At 71.6% G+C, this 16,305-nt stretch carries 13 protein-coding genes and 1 pseudogene; 3 read left to right on the top strand and 11 right to left on the bottom strand.

The genetic code is table 11. The annotated features are described in order from the left end of the window. Positions 1 to 100: 100 nt before the first annotated feature. From OOK34_RS16560 to OOK34_RS16540, 5 genes and pseudogenes are all read right to left on the bottom strand, one after another. Positions 101 to 760 carry an HAD family hydrolase gene (locus OOK34_RS16560; RefSeq protein ID WP_267034642.1) on the bottom strand — a complete coding sequence of 220 codons (660 nt, stop codon included), beginning with the start codon at positions 758 to 760 and terminating at the stop codon, positions 101 to 103. Next, a complete protein-coding gene (locus OOK34_RS16555; protein ID WP_267034641.1) occupies positions 757 to 1,257 on the bottom strand; it encodes a hypothetical protein in 501 nt (166 codons plus the stop codon). The genes OOK34_RS16560 and OOK34_RS16555 overlap by 4 nt, the downstream gene beginning before the upstream one ends. Positions 1,258 to 1,324: 67 nt before the next feature. Further along, positions 1,325 to 1,774, bottom strand: a complete 450-nt coding sequence (locus OOK34_RS16550; protein ID WP_267034640.1) for an Rv3235 family protein — start codon at positions 1,772 to 1,774, stop codon at positions 1,325 to 1,327. A gap of 924 nt (positions 1,775 to 2,698) precedes the next feature. Continuing rightward, positions 2,699 to 2,984: pseudogene (locus tag OOK34_RS16545) on the bottom strand (hypothetical protein). Further along, the gene (locus OOK34_RS16540; RefSeq protein WP_267034639.1) at positions 2,977 to 3,159 is read right to left on the bottom strand and encodes a hypothetical protein; all 183 of its coding nucleotides are present in this window, start codon (positions 3,157 to 3,159) and stop codon (positions 2,977 to 2,979) included. The pseudogene OOK34_RS16545 and the gene OOK34_RS16540 overlap by 8 nt, the downstream one beginning before the upstream one ends. Before the next feature lie 188 nt (positions 3,160 to 3,347). Between OOK34_RS16540 and OOK34_RS16535 the strand changes: the two genes are divergently transcribed. Further along, positions 3,348 to 4,106 (top strand): GntR family transcriptional regulator, encoded by a 759-nt coding sequence (locus OOK34_RS16535; protein WP_267036771.1) that lies wholly within the window; start codon positions 3,348 to 3,350, stop codon positions 4,104 to 4,106. Positions 4,107 to 4,833: 727 nt separating this feature from the next. On the opposite strand, the gene secA is transcribed toward OOK34_RS16535, so the two are convergent. Next, positions 4,834 to 7,635 carry a preprotein translocase subunit SecA gene (gene secA, locus OOK34_RS16530; RefSeq protein ID WP_267034638.1) on the bottom strand — a complete coding sequence of 934 codons (2,802 nt, stop codon included), beginning with the start codon at positions 7,633 to 7,635 and terminating at the stop codon, positions 4,834 to 4,836. Positions 7,636 to 7,861: 226 nt separating this feature from the next. Between secA and OOK34_RS16525 the strand changes: the two genes are divergently transcribed. Further along, positions 7,862 to 8,443, top strand: a complete 582-nt coding sequence (locus OOK34_RS16525; RefSeq protein ID WP_267034637.1) for a GNAT family N-acetyltransferase — start codon at positions 7,862 to 7,864, stop codon at positions 8,441 to 8,443. Between the two features lie 10 nt (positions 8,444 to 8,453). After that, on the top strand, positions 8,454 to 9,635 hold the full coding sequence (locus tag OOK34_RS16520) for a winged helix-turn-helix domain-containing protein (RefSeq protein ID WP_267034636.1): 1,182 nt from the start codon (positions 8,454 to 8,456) through the stop codon (positions 9,633 to 9,635). Between the two features lie 58 nt (positions 9,636 to 9,693). Here the strand turns inward: OOK34_RS16520 and OOK34_RS16515 are convergent, their stop codons facing one another. The 5 genes from OOK34_RS16515 to mtrB all read right to left on the bottom strand — a co-directional run bounded on the left by OOK34_RS16515 (position 9,694) and on the right by mtrB (position 16,304). Next, positions 9,694 to 10,425: a response regulator transcription factor gene (locus tag OOK34_RS16515; protein WP_267034635.1), complete on the bottom strand. Its 732-nt coding sequence runs from the start codon at positions 10,423 to 10,425 to the stop codon at positions 9,694 to 9,696. 186 nt (positions 10,426 to 10,611) lie between these two features. Next, positions 10,612 to 11,307 carry a ribosome-associated translation inhibitor RaiA gene (gene raiA, locus OOK34_RS16510; RefSeq protein ID WP_267034634.1) on the bottom strand — a complete coding sequence of 232 codons (696 nt, stop codon included), beginning with the start codon at positions 11,305 to 11,307 and terminating at the stop codon, positions 10,612 to 10,614. Positions 11,308 to 11,605: 298 nt separating this feature from the next. After that, a complete protein-coding gene (locus OOK34_RS16505; RefSeq protein WP_267034633.1) occupies positions 11,606 to 12,364 on the bottom strand; it encodes a ComF family protein in 759 nt (252 codons plus the stop codon). Positions 12,365 to 12,442: 78 nt separating this feature from the next. Then, positions 12,443 to 14,338, bottom strand: a complete 1,896-nt coding sequence (locus tag OOK34_RS16500) for an LpqB family beta-propeller domain-containing protein (protein WP_323183430.1) — start codon at positions 14,336 to 14,338, stop codon at positions 12,443 to 12,445. Continuing rightward, positions 14,325 to 16,304, bottom strand: coding sequence for an MtrAB system histidine kinase MtrB (gene mtrB, locus OOK34_RS16495; protein ID WP_323183429.1), 1,980 nt, complete (start codon positions 16,302 to 16,304; stop codon positions 14,325 to 14,327). Before mtrB ends, OOK34_RS16500 begins: the two co-directional genes overlap by 14 nt. Between the last annotated feature and the right edge of the window lies 1 nt (position 16,305).

Below are 16,305 nucleotides of genomic sequence, written 5' to 3'. Positions count from 1 at the left end.
GGTCCGCCCCCAGGTCGTCATTCGAGGAAACTGTACAAATCCTGGGGTGAAACCTGGACAGTCTGGCCAGCACGGTGGCCGGATCGCCCCTTGCCCTGCCCTATCCGGCCAGCTCACGGGCCGTGGCCACGGCCTCGGCGAGGCTGTCGACGACGGGAACCCCGGCGGACTCCAGGCTGGCTCGACTGTGCGACCCGCCGGTGTACAGCACGGCGCGCGCCCCCACGTGCAGCGCGGCCGTCGCATCGTCCACGGCGTCTCCCACGAGGACCGTACGGTCGGCGGTCACACCGGCCGTCCCCAGTGCGGCCATATGACGTACGAGGTGCCCCGCCTTGGAGGTGTGCGAGGGCCCGGTGCGGCCGTCGACGCGCAGGAAATGCCCGTCGATTCCGTGCGCGCGGACCAGGGGCACGAGCTTGTCGTGGGGCGCGAGGGACAGCAGGGACTGGGTGAGACCGTCCGCCTGCCAGCCCCGGAGCAGCTCCAGGGCCCCGTCGGCGAGTCCGGCGTCCTCGGCGGCGGCCCAGTAGTGCCGGTGGAAGGCCTCGTCCATCACGGCCCATTCGGCGTCCGTGGGCAGCCGCCCCATCAGCCGTTCGTAGAACTTGGGCACCGGTACGACGTACAGCTCGCGGTAGCGCTCCAGGGTGATCGGGTCGAGGCCCAGCTCGGCGAAGGAGGCGTTGGTCGCGACTATGACGGCGTCGATGTCGTGGAGCAGCGTGCCGTTCCAGTCCCAGACGATGTGCGGCCTCATGAGAGCAGCCCCGGGATCTCCTGGACCCCGAACCACAGCAGCTCGTGGTCCTCGGCGCCGTCCACGGTGAACTGCGCGTCGTCGTCCCCCGCGTCGGCGGCCTCCAGGGCCCCGGCGGCGGCCGTGACATCGCCCTCGGCGTCGGCGGCGTCGACGTGCACGGCGGCGGCCACGGTGAGCCGTACGGCGGCGGCGAGGGCGACCTGGCCGAGGGTGGCCTCGTCGAGCCCGGGGGCGGCGGTGGCGGCCTTGTCGTCGACGTCGAGGGCTACGACGACCCGCTTGCGCGGGGCGTCCGCGTCGGCGGCCAGCAGCCGCAGCGAGGCGAGGGCGGCGCGGCTGAGGGCGGCGTACTCCAGCTCCTCGATGTCGTCGGACACGTACCACTCCCGCAGGGCGGGCGTGACGGCGTACGCGCGGAGCGGGGCGGGCCCCAGCTCGCCCGCCTTGTGCGCCTCGGCGAGCCCGGGGAGTGTCAGGGGGACGTACACGCGCATGGCCGGCTGCTTTCGGTAGTCGGAAACGCCCTCAGGATACGACCGCCACCCGGCCGGCCGGAGCCCCCTACGGGCGGGGGCCCTGGATCTCGACGGCGGCGCAGCGCCAGCGGCGGTCGGGACCCTGCTCGAGGCGGAAGGCCATCGCCGAGACACGGTCCCCGGTCGCGATCCGGGCGAAGGCCTCGATCACCCCCGGGCCGGGGTGGAAACGGCCGCAGTGGCGCAGGACCGGGCGCAGGCGGTCGCGCAGGGGCCCTGCGGGAGCCAGGGTGACCAGCTGCTCGTACGCCTCGCCCACGGTGAGGCCGAGCAGCGAGTGGACCGGGCGCTGGCCGCTCAGCACCGCCAGGAGGCGTTCGGCGAACCAGTCGTGCGGGCCGAGCCGGCGCACCGCCCGCGCGGCGGGCGCCGGGCGCCGCTGGTCCCGGCGGCCGGCGGGCCGGGTCCGGCCGGAGCCGCCGGGCCTGCTGCGACTGCCCTCGCCGCCGATCGTGCCGCGCGTGGTGGTGTCCATGGCGATTCCCCCGATCAGACCGAGCCCGGCGGTACCGGGCGGTAACTTGATGCGGGATTTCTACGGCCGCCGAACACGCTCCGCAACCGTCCGGGAGGGGCTTCGCAAAGGCGGCCCGGGTTCACCTATCCGGGTGGCCGCCCCCCGCCCACGGGCCACCGCGAACCCCCCACAGAGGCCCCAGGTGGACGCCCCCGGCCCCGCCGGGGTGGGCCCGAAAGGGTAGCCACCCATCACCCTCCCGGCCCCATCACAACCCCACCCGAGCCCCCTCCCGGGCCCCACCGGCACCCTCAGCGGGCGGGCCCGGGCCACTGCGCACAGTGACGGGCGACGGCGTCGGCGAAGGTCCGGGCCAGCACGCAGCTCGCGGCGCGGGCCCGCTATCTCCCCCTCGAGCCGCCGGTGGCGGATCGGCGGCTGCCCACCCGCCTCCCTGTGTGCGGGCCGGTGGGCGGTGGGGTCTCGGCCCAGCGGGGGCGATGCGTGCGACGGGGCTTCGGGAGGCAGGGTTTCGGCTGGACCTGATCAGAGCTGGTTTGGGGGTTTCCCGTCAGTCCCATCGTCCTTCCGTGTCGGGCCGGTCCCTCAAGGGCGCTCACTTCGTTCGCGTCGCTTCGCGATGGCCTTCGGCCACCCTTGACCGACCGTCCCGCCCCGGAAAGACAAAGGACTGCCGAGAAGCCCCCAAAAGAACGGCACGGTCCAAGGGGAAGGGACGGGTACCTCAGCGATGAGGCGAGGGGCTTTCCCTTGCCACGCCGGGCATCCGGGCCTGTCCAGCCCTGCCCCAGGGCCGGGGGCCCGGGCGCGACAGATCGCTACGCGCTTCTCATATCTCAGCGTCCGACGGCCGTCTTGGGCTGATACCTGCACCAAATGACGACCAGAGCGGCGCGGGGAGCCTCTGGGCGCATCAGATCGCTACGCGCTTCCCAAATCTCGGCGACTGGCCGCCGTCTGGGGCTGGTCACACGCCTCTCGGAGCTGGGTCGGGTCAGCCGACGGGCTCGACGTTGGTGACGGCGGTCGTGAATTCGCGGCCGGACGCGCCACGGATGTAGGCCAGCTCCATCCAGTGCTCGTGGGCGACCGAGTCCGAGACGTTCTCGTTGATCACGGCCATCAGCTCGCCCTCCACGCCGGAAGCGATGTCGCGGACGCGACGGCGCAGGAGCCGATGCGGAACGTACTCGTACCGTTCAGTCATCGGAGGAGTCCTGGAAGGTGCCGAGGAAGCGCTCCCAGCCGACCAGCGCCCGGTCGAGCAAATCGGCGCTGGGCTCACCTACGGCGTTCACCCTCATCGAGGGGGCGTCTTCACCTTCGATGCAGCGCTGCGTAATGGCCTCGGAGAACGCCATCTCGACGGGAATCTGACGCATGCAGATCACTCCTCAGTTGTGAGACCGCTTCACGAGCAGCCTCTCTAGAGATGTGTCCACTACAGCCGATTCCATCCCATCCGTCAACACATCTCTAGAGATCTCACGGGTAGGGCCCAGGGCTGGTACGTGCAGCGGCCTATTCCTGGCCCTAGGGTGTCTAGAGAGGAGAAGGAGTGATCGATTCGATGACAGGCCAGGGTGGGACCCGCCAGCCGAAGTACCAGCGGATCGCTGATGAGCTGAGGTCGGCCATCCAGTCGGGCGAGTACGGCCCGGGCGACCGCCTGCCGGGCGAGAACGACCTGATGGCCAGCTACGACGTCGCGCGGATGACGGCGCGCCAGGCTCTCGGCGTACTCCAGAACGAAGGTCTCGCGGAGGCCCGGAAGGGCGCCGGCGTCTTCGTCCGGGCGTTCAGGCCCCTGCGACGTCACGGCATCCAGCGGCTCGCACAGGAGCAGTGGGGCTCGGGCCGCTCCATCTGGTCCGCCGACTCCACGGATCGAGAGCTCGTCGTCGATCAGATCGAAGTCCACGAGGAAGAGGTCGGCAACCGCATCGCCGACGCCCTTGGCATTCCCGCAGGGTCTCAGGCCTGGGTGCGCAGCCGCCGCTTCGTGCTAGACGGCAAGCCGGTGCTCTTCGCGACGTCGTACCTGCCGTCGGACGTCGTTGCCGACTCCGCCATCACTCAGGTCGACACCGGCCCTGGTGGGACGTACGCGAGGCTGGCCGAGCTGGGGCACAAACCCGTCCACTTCCGCGAGGAAATTCGCTCGCGGATGCCTTCAGCCGGCGAGGCCGAGCGGCTCTCCCTCTCCATGGGCACACCCGTCATCCAGATCGTCCGCACCGCATTCGCCGAGGGTGGCCGGGCCGTTGAGATCAACGAGATGACTCTGGACTCCGCTTCATACGTCCTCGAGTACGACTTCGACGCCTAGGCGGAGGCTGCCGGACTCTGCCGCGGCTCATTCCAGCCCCAGACGGCGGCCAGTCGCCGAGATTTGGGAAGCGCGTAGCGATCTGATGCGCCCAGAGGCTCCCCGCGCCGCTCTGGTCGTCATTTGGTGCAGGTATCAGCCCAAGACGGCCGTCGGACGCTGAGATATGAGAAGCGCGTAGCGATCTGTCGCGCCCGGGCCCCCGGCCCTGGGGCAGGGCTGGACAGGCCCGGATGCCCGGCGTGGCAAGGGAAAGCCCCTCGCCTCATCGCTGAGGTACCCGTCCCTTCCCCTTGGACCGTGCCGTTCTTTTGGGGGCTTCTCGGCAGTCCTTTGTCTTTCCGGGGCGGGACGGTCGGTCAAGGGTGGCCGAAGGCCATCGCGAAGCGACGCGAACGAAGTGAGCGCCCTTGAGGGACCGGCCCGACACGGAAGGACGATGGGACTGACGGGAAACCCCCAAACCAGCTCTGATCAGGTCCAGCCGAAACCCTGCCTCCCGAAGCCCCGTCGCACGCATCGCCCCCGCCGGGCCGAAACCCCATCCCCCCACCGCCCCGCACACAGGGAGGCGGGTGGGCAGCCACCGCCCAGCCCCACCCCCTCGAGGGGGAGATAGCCCGCCCGCACCGCAAGCCGCGTACCCCGCCCCCGCCCCCCAACGCCGCCGGCCGGGGCCGGACACCACACGGTGTCCGGCCCCGGCCGGGTGCCGGGATGCGGGGGGTTACTTCTTGCGGCGGCGGCCGCCGGAGGCCTTCTGCGCCTTGCGGCGCTCCGCCCGCGTCAGGCCGTCGCCGTCGCCGCCCGCGGCGTCGTCGTCGAAGTCGCCCTCGACGACCCCGCCCTCCCCGTCCACCGTCGGCGCGGAGAAGTGCAGCCGGTCCGGGCGCTGCGGAGTGTCCAGGCCCTTGGCCCGGATCTCCGGACGCGCGGCGGGCACCGGCTCCTTGGTCAGGGACGGCGCCGCGTCCTGCACCGGAAGCTCCTCGACCTGCTGCTCGACCTGGACCTCCAGGTTGAACAGGTAGCCGACGGACTCCTCCTTGATGCCCTCCATCATGGCGTTGAACATGTCGAAGCCCTCGCGCTGGTACTCGACCAGCGGGTCCTTCTGGGCCATCGCCCGCAGGCCGATGCCCTCCTGGAGGTAGTCCATCTCGTACAGGTGCTCACGCCACTTGCGGTCGAGCACCGACAGCACCACGCGGCGCTCCAGCTCGCGCATGACCTCGGAGCCGAGCGCCTTCTCGCGCGAGGCGTACTGCTCGTGGATGTCGTCCTTGACGGACTCGGCGATGAACTCGGCGGTGATCCCCGCACGGTCGCCGGCCGCCTCCTCCAGTTCCTCCACCGTCACCTTGATCGGGTAGAGCTGCTTGAAGGCGCCCCACAGCCGGTCCAGGTCCCACTCCTCGGCGAAGCCCTCGACCGTCTCGGCCGCGATGTACGCGTCGATGGTGTCGTCCATGAAGAAGACGACCTGCTCGTGCAGGTCCTCGCCCTCCAGGACGCGGCGGCGCTCGCCGTAGATGACCTCGCGCTGGCTGTTGAGGACCTCGTCGTACTTCAGGACGTTCTTGCGCGTCTCGAAGTTCTGGGTCTCGACCTGCGACTGGGCCGACGCGATCGCGCGCGTCACCATCTTGTTCTCGATCGGGACGTCGTCGGGCACGTTCGCCATCGCCATGACCCGCTCGACCATCTGCGCCTTGAACAGGCGCATCAGGTCGTCGCCCAGCGACAGGTAGAAACGGGACTCGCCCGGGTCGCCCTGGCGGCCGGAGCGGCCGCGCAGCTGGTTGTCGATACGGCGCGACTCGTGCCGCTCGGTGCCCAGCACGTACAGCCCGCCGAGCTCCTTGACCTCCTCGAACTCGGCCTTCACCGCCGCCTCGGCCCGCTTGAGGGCCTCGGGCAGGGCGTGCGCCCACTCCTCGATGTGCTCCTCCGGGTCGAGGCCGCGCTGGCGCAGCTCCGCCTCGGCGAGGTCGTCCGGGTTGCCGCCGAGCTTGATGTCGGTACCGCGGCCGGCCATGTTCGTGGCGACCGTGACCGCGCCGCGGCGGCCGGCCTGGGCGACGATGGTGGCCTCGCGCTCGTGCTGCTTGGCGTTGAGCACCTCGTGCGGGATGCCGCGCTTGGAGAGCTGCTGCGAGAGGTACTCGGACTTCTCGACCGACGTCGTGCCGACGAGGATCGGCTGGCCCTTCTCGTGCTTCTCCGCGATGTCGTCGACGACGGCGGCGAACTTGGCGACCTCGGTCCGGTAGATGAGGTCGGCCTGGTCCTTGCGCTGCATCGCCCGGTTGGTGGGGATCGGGACGACGCCGAGCTTGTAGATCTGGTGGAACTCGGCGGCCTCGGTCATGGCCGTACCGGTCATGCCGGACAGCTTCGAGTAGAGGCGGAAGAAGTTCTGCAGGGTGATCGTGGCGAGGGTCTGGTTCTCGTCCTTGATGTCCACCCCTTCCTTCGCCTCGATCGCCTGGTGCATGCCCTCGTTGTAGCGGCGGCCCGCGAGGATACGGCCGGTGTGCTCGTCGACGATCATGACTTCGCCGTCGATGACGACGTAGTCCTTGTCGATCTTGAAGAGTTCCTTGGCCTTGATCGCGTTGTTGAGGTAGCCGACGAGCGGGGTGTTCACCGACTCGTAGAGGTTCTCGATGCCGAGCCAGTCCTCGACCTTGGCGACACCGGCCTCGTGGATGGCGACGGTGCGCTTCTTCTCGTCGACCTCGTAGTCGCCGGTCTCCTCGATGCCCTTGAGCGGCTGGCCCGCCTCGCCCTTGGTCAGCCGGGTGACCAGCTTGGCGAAGTCGGCGTACCACTTGGTCGCCTGGTCGGCCGGGCCGGAGATGATCAGCGGGGTGCGGGCCTCGTCGACGAGGATCGAGTCGACCTCGTCGACCACGGCGAAGTTGTGGCCGCGCTGCACCAGCTCGTCCTGCGACCACGCCATGTTGTCGCGCAGGTAGTCGAAGCCGAACTCGTTGTTCGTGCCGTACGTGATGTCGCTGCTGTACTGCTCGCGGCGCTGGGCCGGCGACATGTTGGCCAGGATGCAGCCGATGGACAGGCCCAGGAACTTGTGGACCCGGCCCATCATCTCGGAGTCGCGCTCGGCCAGGTAGTCGTTCACCGTGATCAGGTGGACGCCCTTGCCCGACAGGGCGTTCAGGTACGCGGGCAGCGTGCCGACGAGGGTCTTGCCCTCACCGGTCTTCATCTCGGCGACGTAGCCGAGGTGCAGCGCGGCGCCGCCCATGATCTGGACGTCGTAGTGCCGCTGGCCGAGGACGCGCTTGGCGGCCTCGCGGACCGTCGCGAAGGCCTCGGGCAGCAGGTCGTCCAGGCTCTCGCCGTCCTGGTAGCGCTGCTTGTACTCGTCCGTGAGGGCACGCAACTCGGCGTCGGAGAGGTTGACGAAGTCCTCTTCGATGGAGTTGACCTGGTCCGCGATGCGGTGCAGTTTGCGCAGGATCTTGCCTTCGCCTGCACGCATGAGCTTGTTGAAGACGGACACCGAGGTTTGTCTCCTTGCCGGTCGGGCCTGGGCACTTTACGTAGCCGGGCACGGCAGGTGGGCCCCACCGCAACGGCCATCGTAAGCGAGGACGTGGTCGCGTCGGGAGGTCCGCCGTGTCCGCAGGGCACGGGCGCCCGGAATGAGAACGTACGGGGGAGGCCTTAGGTGCCGGTGTGAGCGAAAACCCCTCGCCCGGGTTACGCGCCGCCGCCACAATCCGTTCATGGAGCCGATCACGCTGACCACCGGACGTCTCTGTCTGAGGCCCTTCTCCCCCTCGGACGCCGAGGAGGTGTACGCGGCCTGCCAGGACCCCGACATCCAGCGCTGGACCGTCGTGCCCTCCCCCTACGAGCGCGGCCACGCGCAGGGCTGGGTCACCGAACTGTCCGCCCGCAACTGGCGTGACGACGTCGAGTACGCCTTCGCGGTACGGCTCGGACCCGACGGCCCGCTCGTCGCCTCCGTCGGCGTGCACGTGCGCGGCCCCGGCGGGTACGAGATCGGCTACTGGGCGGCCAGGGAGCACCGGGGCCGCGGTTACGTGACCGAGGCCGTCCTCGGCGTCGCCCGCTGGCTGTTCACCGAGGTCGGCGCCGGCCGGCTGGAGTGGCGCGCCGCCACGGGCAACGCCGCCTCCCGGGCCGTCGCGGAGAAGGCCGGCTTCCGCATCGAGGGCACCCTGCGCGCCGCCCTCGACCTCCGCGGCACCCTGCGCGACTGCTGGGTCGGCGGCCTGCTCCCCTCCGACCTCGGCCTCCCCTCCCGGCTGCCCTACCTGCCCGCTGTCAGTGGCGGCGCCTAGGCTGCCGACCATGACCCGCAGCCCGGAGCCGACCCTCTCCCTCACCGCCGACGAGGCCCGCCGCATCGCCCTGCGCGCGCAGGGCTTCCTCGGCGTTCCCGACCGCCGGGCGGGGGTGCGCGGGGTGCTGCGCCACCTGGGCGCCGTACAGCTGGACACCATCTCGGTGCTGGCGCGCTCGCACGAGCTGATCCCGTACGCGCGCCTGGGCGCGGTGGGCCGGGACACCGTGGAGAAGGCCTACTGGTCGGACAGTCACGCCTTCGAGTACTGGTCGCACGCGGCGTGCATCCTGCCGATCGAGGAGTGGCCGCACTTCGCGTTCCGGCGCCGTGCCCGGCGGGCGCGCGGCCACCGCTGGCACGTCCTTCAGGACAAGGAGCGCTCGACGAAGGCGGTCCTGGACCGGCTCGCGGCCGACGGGCCGCTGACCTCCTCCGAGCTGGGCGGCGCCAAGAACGGCGGCGAGTGGTTCGAGTGGTCCGAGACCAAGATCGCGGTGGAGTGGCTGCTCGACACCGGCGAGGTGGTCTGCTCCGAGCGGCGCGGCTGGAAGCGGGTCTACGACCTCGCCGAGCGGGCCGTGCCGGACGCCCTGCTCCATGACGACCTGGACGACCGCGAGTGCCTGCGCCGCCTGGTGGCGCTGGCCGGGCAGTCCCTGGGCGTCGGTACCCGCGCCGACATCGCGGACTACCACCGCCTCAAGGGCGAGCAGGTCGACGCGGTGATCGGGGACTCCGGGCTGGTGCCGGTGGAGGTCGAGGGCTGGGCCAAGGCCGCCTGGGCCGATCCGGCGGCGCTGGCCACCGCCCCGCGCGGCCGTCACCGCACGACCCTGCTGTCCCCGTTCGACTCGCTGGTCTGGGACCGCCCCCGCACCGAGCGGATCTTCGGCTTCACGCACCGCCTGGAGGCGTACGTCCCCAAGCCCCAGCGGATCCACGGCTACTTCGCGATGCCGCTGCTGGCCGGCGGCCGGCTCCAGGGCCGGGTCGACCCGGCCCGCGAGGGCCGCACGCTGGTGGCCCGCCAGCTCTCGCTGACCAGTCCGAAGGCGGCTCCCGCCATGGCCGAGGCCCTGTGGGAGGCCGCCCGGTGGGTGGGGTGCGAGGAGGTACGGGTCGACCGCGCGCAGGACGCGCGGGAGGCGGCGGCCGTCACGGCGGAGCTCGCCGCCCGGCGGGCGTAGCCCCGCCGCCGGCGGCCACCGCGGCGAGCGGCCACCGCGGCGAGCGGCTACAGCGGCGCTACCGGATCTCGAGGATCTTCTCCCGCATCGCGTACACGACGGCTTCCATGCGGGAGTGCAGCTGGAGCTTCTCCAGGATGTTGCGCACGTGGTTCTTCACGGTGTTCTCGGAGATGAACAGCTGCTTGGCGATGTCCCGGTTGTTCATCCCGGTGGCCACCAGCTTGAGGACCTCCAGCTCGCGGTCCGTCAGCCGCGGCGCCGGCACCAGCCGCCGCTCGTCGGTGCGCTGGATCATCGACTTGAACTCGGTGAGCAGCTTCGAGGCCATCGACGGGCTGATCTGCGACTGCCCGTCCGCGACGGCGCGGATCGCCGTCGCGACCTCGTCCGTGGAGATCTCCTTCAGGAGGTATCCCGTGGCGCCCGCCTTGATCGCGTCGTAGAGGTCCGCCTCCTCGTCGCTGATCGTCAGCATGATGATCTTCGCGGAGGGGGCGACCTCCTTGATCGAGGTGCACGCCTCGATCCCGCCCCGCCGGGGCATCCGTACGTCCATCAGCACGATGTCCGGCAGCAGGTCGGCGGCCTTGTCCACGGCCTCCGCCCCGTCCCCGGCCTCGCCGACGACCTGGATGTCCTCCTCCTGGGCGAGGACGATCTCCAGCCCGCGCCGGAAGAGGGCGTGGTCGTCGACCACGAGCACCCGGATCGGCTCACCGGCCGGGTCCCCCGCCCCACGACAGCCGGCGCCGTCGTCACCGCGCGCCGGCCCGAAGCTGTCCGCCATCGTTCCTCCCCCTGCATGTGCCGAGCTGCTGGTCCAACCCGGCGGGGTCGGCCGCCGGTTGACTGCCCGACATGATTCCATGCCCACGCGATGGGACGCGGATCCGGCGGAATCCATCTGGCTCATACGAGTCATACAGGTGCCCCTGCGGAACGCCGAGCGTCCCGCAGGGGCAACGGATGAATTTCAGCCTCCGAGCGCGCCGCCCGCACCCGCACCCGAGGGCTCCGAGGTGGACGCGCCGTCGGGGTCCACGTGGATGACGCCGTAGTCGTACGCGTGGCGCCGGTAGACGACGCTGGGCATCTTGGTCTCGGAGTCGACGAACAGATAGAAGTCGTGGCCGACCAGTTCCATTTCGTACAGAGCCTGGTCGAGCGACATGGGCCGGGCGGAGTGGGTCTTCTCGCGGACGATGAGCGGGCCTTCGCCCTGCACTTCGAGAGATCCGATCCGCTTGACCGGAATCCCTTCCTCCATGTCCTCGAAGACCGGCTCGCCGTTGCTGTTGAGGGTTGCGACGCCCGGGACGTTGTCGGCGACCTCGGCCGCGGAGAGCCGTCCGGTGCCACGGCGGGTGAAGCGCTTGTCGTGCTGCTTGCGCAGCCGGGCCTCCAGCTTGTCCTGAGCCAGGTCCAGGGCCGCGTACGGGTCGGCGGCAGCGGCCTCGGCACGGATCACCGGGCCCCGCGAACGCAGGGTGATCTCCACGCGGTCGGAACGGTCGGCCTGGCGCGGGTTGTGCTCCTTGGACACCTCGACGTCCAAGCTGATCACCTTGGCGTCGAGCTTCTGGATCCGCTCCGGATTCAGCTTCTCGGCCACGTGCTTGCGGAACCGCTCGGGCACCTCGGTCTTGCGGCCCTTGACGACGATGTCCACGCAGAACTCCGTTCCCGGAGACCTCCGCCACCAACGGCGAAGCGTCTCCCTTTCGCACCAGGCCCCGGTGAACACCGGAGCCTCGGACTTGGCGACTTTCACCTCCTCCTCCCCCATCGGCAAGATCTACATCCCACCGACTTCGGAGTAGAGAGAACCCCCCTGGCAGTTCCTCACAACCGAACATATCCCTCAAAGCCGGTTGTCGGCACCCGCTACCGGAACGTACCTCCGATCAGGTGGCTGTTCCCTCTTACTACCTGCAACGATGCGCATTCCCCGGCAGTTCCAAATCTATTCACAAGATTTTTGGTCTGTACGGGTTGTCGATCGGATCTTTACCTCCGCTCCGCACGAATGAGCGGGCCGGCGCCGCCACCACGGCCGCCGCGTCCACCCGCAGCCCCGCCGCGCGCAGCGCCCGCGCCGCCTCCGCGAGCGTGGCTCCGGTCGTGATCAGGTCGTCCACCAGCACGATCCGCGCCCCGGCCGTCAGCCGGACCCCGCCCGGGCGCACCTCCAGGGCCCCGGCGAGGTTCTCCTGCCGCTCCCGGGCCCCCAGGCCCGCCTGGTCCGCGACCGCCCGCCGCAGCCGCAGTACGGGCGCCACGCGCGCGGCCGCACCGGCCCCGCGCAGCCGCCCGGACGCGGCCAGGGCGGTCCTGCGCGCCGGATCGTGCCCGCGCGCCCGCAGCGTCCGCCTCGCGGAGGGCACCGGGACCAGCACCAGCTCCCCCGCCCCGCCGTGGCCCGCGCCACCGCCCGCACGGGCCACCGCCGCCGCCAGGGCGGCCCCGAGCGGGCCGGCCAGGGGCAGCGCCCCGCGCTCCTTGTGCGCCAGTACGACCGCCCGTACGGCGCCCTCGTACCGGGCCCCCGCGTACACCTCGGGCAGCCCCGCCGGCCCGGCCCGCCGCACCACCGGGCGCACGAGCCCCGCGCCGGCGCCGCTCAGGTCGTCCCGGCACTCCCCGCACAGCACGGCGCGCGGGGCTCCGCAGCCCGCGCAGTCGGCCGGCAGCACCAGCCCGGCCAGCTCCTTCCACCACCCCCGCATGCGTCCAGCCTGCCGGACCGCACCGCACCCCGCGACCCCTGTGGAAAACCCAGGGATCCAGGGGCCCGCAGGGGCCCGTCAGCCCGGGTACACCGGCGCCCGGCCGCCCGCCGCCACCGTGCGCCACTGCGCGCCCGGCGGCAGCCACACGATGCCGATGCCGTCCTCACTGGAATACGCCACCACGGGCTTCGTCTCGTCCTCGGAAGCCGCGATCGCACTCAGCCCCGTCGCCCCGGGCAGGCTCGCGGCGACCATCGACCCGTCGGCCAGCATGTAGCGGGCCTGGTCCACCCCGCCGCTCTCCCGGCCCACCACCAGCAGCCGGCCGCGCGGCGCCCAGCTCATCGCCGTCACCTCCGCCATCTGCGGGGCCGCCGGACGCAGCTCGCGCACCGAGACCCTCGAGGCGTCCCCCTTGCCCTCGGGCCGCTCCACCCGCCCGATGTACAGGTTCTTGCGCCCGCCCTCCTTCTCGACGAGCAGCGCGATGCGCACCCCGTCCGAGGAGGCCTTCAGCTTGCTGATCCGCCCGCCGTCGAGCCCGGCGACGTCCACCTTCTGCGGGGCGCCGGTCCCGCCGGGCAGCCGCCACAGGCCCTGGCCCTGCGGGTCGAGGTCCGCGACCCACAGGTCGCCCTGGGCGTCCCAGCTGGGCGCGCTGAGCTTGGCCGACTTGCTGGTCAGCAGCGGCTGCGGCATCGGCCCGGCCGTCGTCAGCGTCACCACGTACAGCCCGTGCCCGTCGTCGGAGACGACCGCGGCGCGCTTCTCGTCGTAGGTCACGGCCGCCGACCCCACCTTGAAACCGGCGGCGGTGGCCAGCGGGCCCGGAGCCGGCTCCGGCTTGTCCTGCTGCTGCTCCTCGCTGCTGGCGTCGAGCATCATCCGGACGAGCTTGAAGTCCTTGTCCACGTAGTACTGGTGCTCCGGCGTCGGCGGCCGGTTGGCGATGGCCGCGGCGGCCGAGCCGGTGACCCAGCACAGCGAGGACTTGCCGTCGGGGCGCAGCAGTTCGACCCGGTCCAGCTTGGAGGTCGTCAGGTCCCGGACGGTGTAGAGGAGTTGGGTGGCCATCTTCTGGCACTGCGGCTGCGCGACGTTCGCGGCGCCCCCGTTGAGCGGGACGCGCAGGGTGTTCTGGCCGTCGTAGGACAGGGACTTGGTGCCCTCGCGCAGTTCGGTGCCCGTGGGGAACGCGGTGGACACGACCGGGCCGAGCCACTTGGACGGGCCGGCCAGCAGCGACTGCACGGTCTGTGTGGTCGGGTCCATGCGGGAGTCGGGGTCGGTGCGCTGACGCACGTACACCGGGTCGGCGACGAGGGTGTTGCCCGCGAAGTAGTACTTGTTGACGGGCTTGTAGATGCGCTGGAAGTCGGACTCGCTGAGCACCAGGCTGCTGGGCGGGGTCGCGATCCGCCACTGCTTGTTGACCTGGACCAGCTGGAGGTGCTCCTCGTAGCGCCCGCCGCCGGTCTCCGGCTGGTACGCGCTGCGCTCGTCCACGGTCGCGAGCTTCTTGCCGTAGATCTTCCAGCGGGGCTCTTCGGGGTCCTTGTCGCCCTGGACGGGCACCCGGTCGAGGCCCGCGGAGAGCACGGTGACGGCCGAGCCGGGCCGCCAGTTCTTCGCGGCGTCCTCGGTGAGGTACTTGCGCGCGGTCGCCAGCTGCGGGTCGTCGCTGGTCATGGCCTCCAGGAAGCCGTCGACGATGTCGGCCGGGCTGGCCTTGTCGGCCGGCGGTACGCCGAAGACGCGCACCTGCGAGTCGACTCCCTGCGAGGCCTCCACCCGGCGGATCTCCCCGCGGTCGGGCATGGAGGCGCAGCCGCCGATCAGCAGCCCGACCGTCCCCAGGGACAGCGCCACCAGGGTGCCCCGGTGCCGTCCGGCCCGCTCGCGCTGCCCGCGCTGCCCGCGCCGCCCACCCCGTACGCCTACGCCTGCCGACGCGCGCTCAGCGTCCTCCACCGGATCCATCCTCCTGTGCTGCTGGCTGATCGGCGGGCCTGGCGACGACCCGGGAGCCGTTGCCGGGCAGCGCCGTGGGGTCGGCCGGCACCGGCAGGGCGGTGGTGACCGCCGGCCTCGGCGGTATCGGGGAACGGTCGGAACGCTCGGCGCGCCCCTCGCACTGCGTGCCCGGCCCGCCGGGTCCCTTGCCGCGCCCGGCGGCGTCGGCGGCGGCCTCGGCGGCGGCCCTGGCACGGTTGGCCCGGGAGTCCTCGGGCTCCAGCGGGATCGGCGATCCGCGCAGCGGCTCGTCGGCGGTGCGGGGCAGCGTCAGGCGGAACTGCGAGCCGCCGCCGGGCTCGCCCCAGGCCTGGAGCCAGCCGCCGTGCAGGCGGGCGTCCTCGACCGCGATGGACAGGCCCAGGCCCGTACCGCCGGTCGTGCGCGCCCGCGCGGGGTCGGCCCGCCAGAAGCGGTTGAAGACACGCGTGGCCTCGCCGGGCTTGAGCCCGACCCCGTAGTCCCGTACGGCGACGGCGACGGCCCCGCCCGCCGAGGCGAGCCGCACCACCACGTCGCGTCCCTCACCGTGCTCGACGGCGTTGACGACCAGGTTGCGCAGCACCCGCTCCACGCGCCGGGCGTCGGCCTCGGCTATCACCGGCTGGGTGTCGCCCAGGACCCTGATCCGGGTTCCCTTGTGCTCGGCGAGCGGCTCGGCGCCCTCGATGACCCGGCGTACGACGTCCCGCAGATCGACCGGCTCCGCCTCCAGGGCGGCCGCGCCCGCGTCGAACCGGCTGATCTCCAGCAGGTCGGCGAGCAGCGACTCGAACCGGTCGAGCTGCCCGGCCAGGAGTTCGGCGGAGCGGGCGGTGACGGGGTCGAAGTCGACCCGCGCGTCGTGGATGACGTCGGCGGCCATCCGGACCGTCGTCAGCGGGGTCCGCAGCTCGTGCGAGACGTCCGAGACGAACCGGCGCTGCAACCGGGACAGGTCCTCCAGCTGCTGGATCTTGAGCTGGAGGTTCTGCGCCATCTTGTTGAAGGCCTCGCCCAGCCGGGCGATGTCGTCCTCGCCGGTGACCTTCATGCGCTCCTGGAGCCGCCCGGCCGAGAGCCGCTCGGCGATCCCGGCGGCCATCCGGACCGGCGTCACGACCTGGCGCACCACGAGCCAGGCGATGGCGCCGAGCAGCACGACCACGAACACGCCGGCGGTGGCGATGGTGACCTTGACCAGGTTGAGGGACTCCTCCTCCTGGGTCAGGGGGAAGAGGTAGTACAGGTCGTACGGGTCGCCGTTGATGTCGGTGAGCCGCTTGCCGATGACCAGCGCGGGCTCCGGGGGCTTCTCGCCGGCCCCGGCGGTGTACCGGATCTGCCAGAAGGTCTTGAAGGTGCCGGTGGCGTGGTTGACGGACCGGCGCAGCGTCAGCGGGACGCTGGCGGTCGGATCGACGTTGCCGGAGGCGCGGGCGCCCTTGACGCCCTGGGCGGCCGGTGCGGCCTGCTCACCGGTGCCGGCGCCGAGCGCGACCACCTCGAAGGCGGTCTGACCGCCACTGGCGAGCTGCTTGACGAGCGAGTTCATCCAGGTACTGGCGTCCCGGCCGACCTTGTTGTCGGTGGCGTCGGCCCCGTCGGCGGCGAAGGGCGTGTTGGCCTTCTCCTGTGCGACCGCGAACCCTCCCGCGGCCTGGCTCTGCGCAGCCTCCTCCTTGGCGTCGAGGAGCCCCTTGGAGACCTGGGCGATGACGACGAAGCCCAGCGCGAGGACCACGGCGAGCGACATCAGCAGGGTGGCGGCGACCACCCGCAGCTGGATGTTGCGCCGCCACAGCCGGACAGCCGGAAGCAGCGGCCGGCGTACGAGGCGTACGAACAGCCGCAGCACGGGGCCGCCGGGCGCTCCTTCCTGGAGCAGCCGACCGCCCCGCAGGGCTCCCCACCGGGAGCCGCCCCGGGACCTGCCGGGCTGCACG

The sequence above is a fragment of the Streptomyces sp. NBC_00091 genome (genome assembly GCF_026343185.1).
Taxonomy (GTDB): Bacteria; Actinomycetota; Actinomycetes; order Streptomycetales; family Streptomycetaceae; genus Streptomyces.
The sequence above is the reverse complement of the archived record's forward strand: the minus strand, read 5'-3'. Positions and strand labels throughout refer to the sequence as shown.

Coding starts and splice junctions, on each gene's coding strand:
- OOK34_RS16560 (WP_267034642.1), bottom strand. CDS start 760: ATGAGGCCGCACATCGTCTGGGACTGGAACGGCACGCTGCTCCACGAC.
- OOK34_RS16540 (WP_267034639.1), bottom strand. CDS start 3,159: ATGCGTCAGATTCCCGTCGAGATGGCGTTCTCCGAGGCCATTACGCAG.
- OOK34_RS16555 (WP_267034641.1), bottom strand. CDS start 1,257: ATGCGCGTGTACGTCCCCCTGACACTCCCCGGGCTCGCCGAGGCGCAC.
- OOK34_RS16505 (WP_267034633.1), bottom strand. CDS start 12,364: ATGCGGGGGTGGTGGAAGGAGCTGGCCGGGCTGGTGCTGCCGGCCGAC.
- OOK34_RS16525 (WP_267034637.1), top strand. CDS start 7,862: ATGGAGCCGATCACGCTGACCACCGGACGTCTCTGTCTGAGGCCCTTC.
- OOK34_RS16550 (WP_267034640.1), bottom strand. CDS start 1,774: ATGGACACCACCACGCGCGGCACGATCGGCGGCGAGGGCAGTCGCAGC.
- OOK34_RS16535 (WP_267036771.1), top strand. CDS start 3,348: ATGACAGGCCAGGGTGGGACCCGCCAGCCGAAGTACCAGCGGATCGCT.
- OOK34_RS16520 (WP_267034636.1), top strand. CDS start 8,454: ATGACCCGCAGCCCGGAGCCGACCCTCTCCCTCACCGCCGACGAGGCC.
- OOK34_RS16515 (WP_267034635.1), bottom strand. CDS start 10,425: ATGGCGGACAGCTTCGGGCCGGCGCGCGGTGACGACGGCGCCGGCTGT.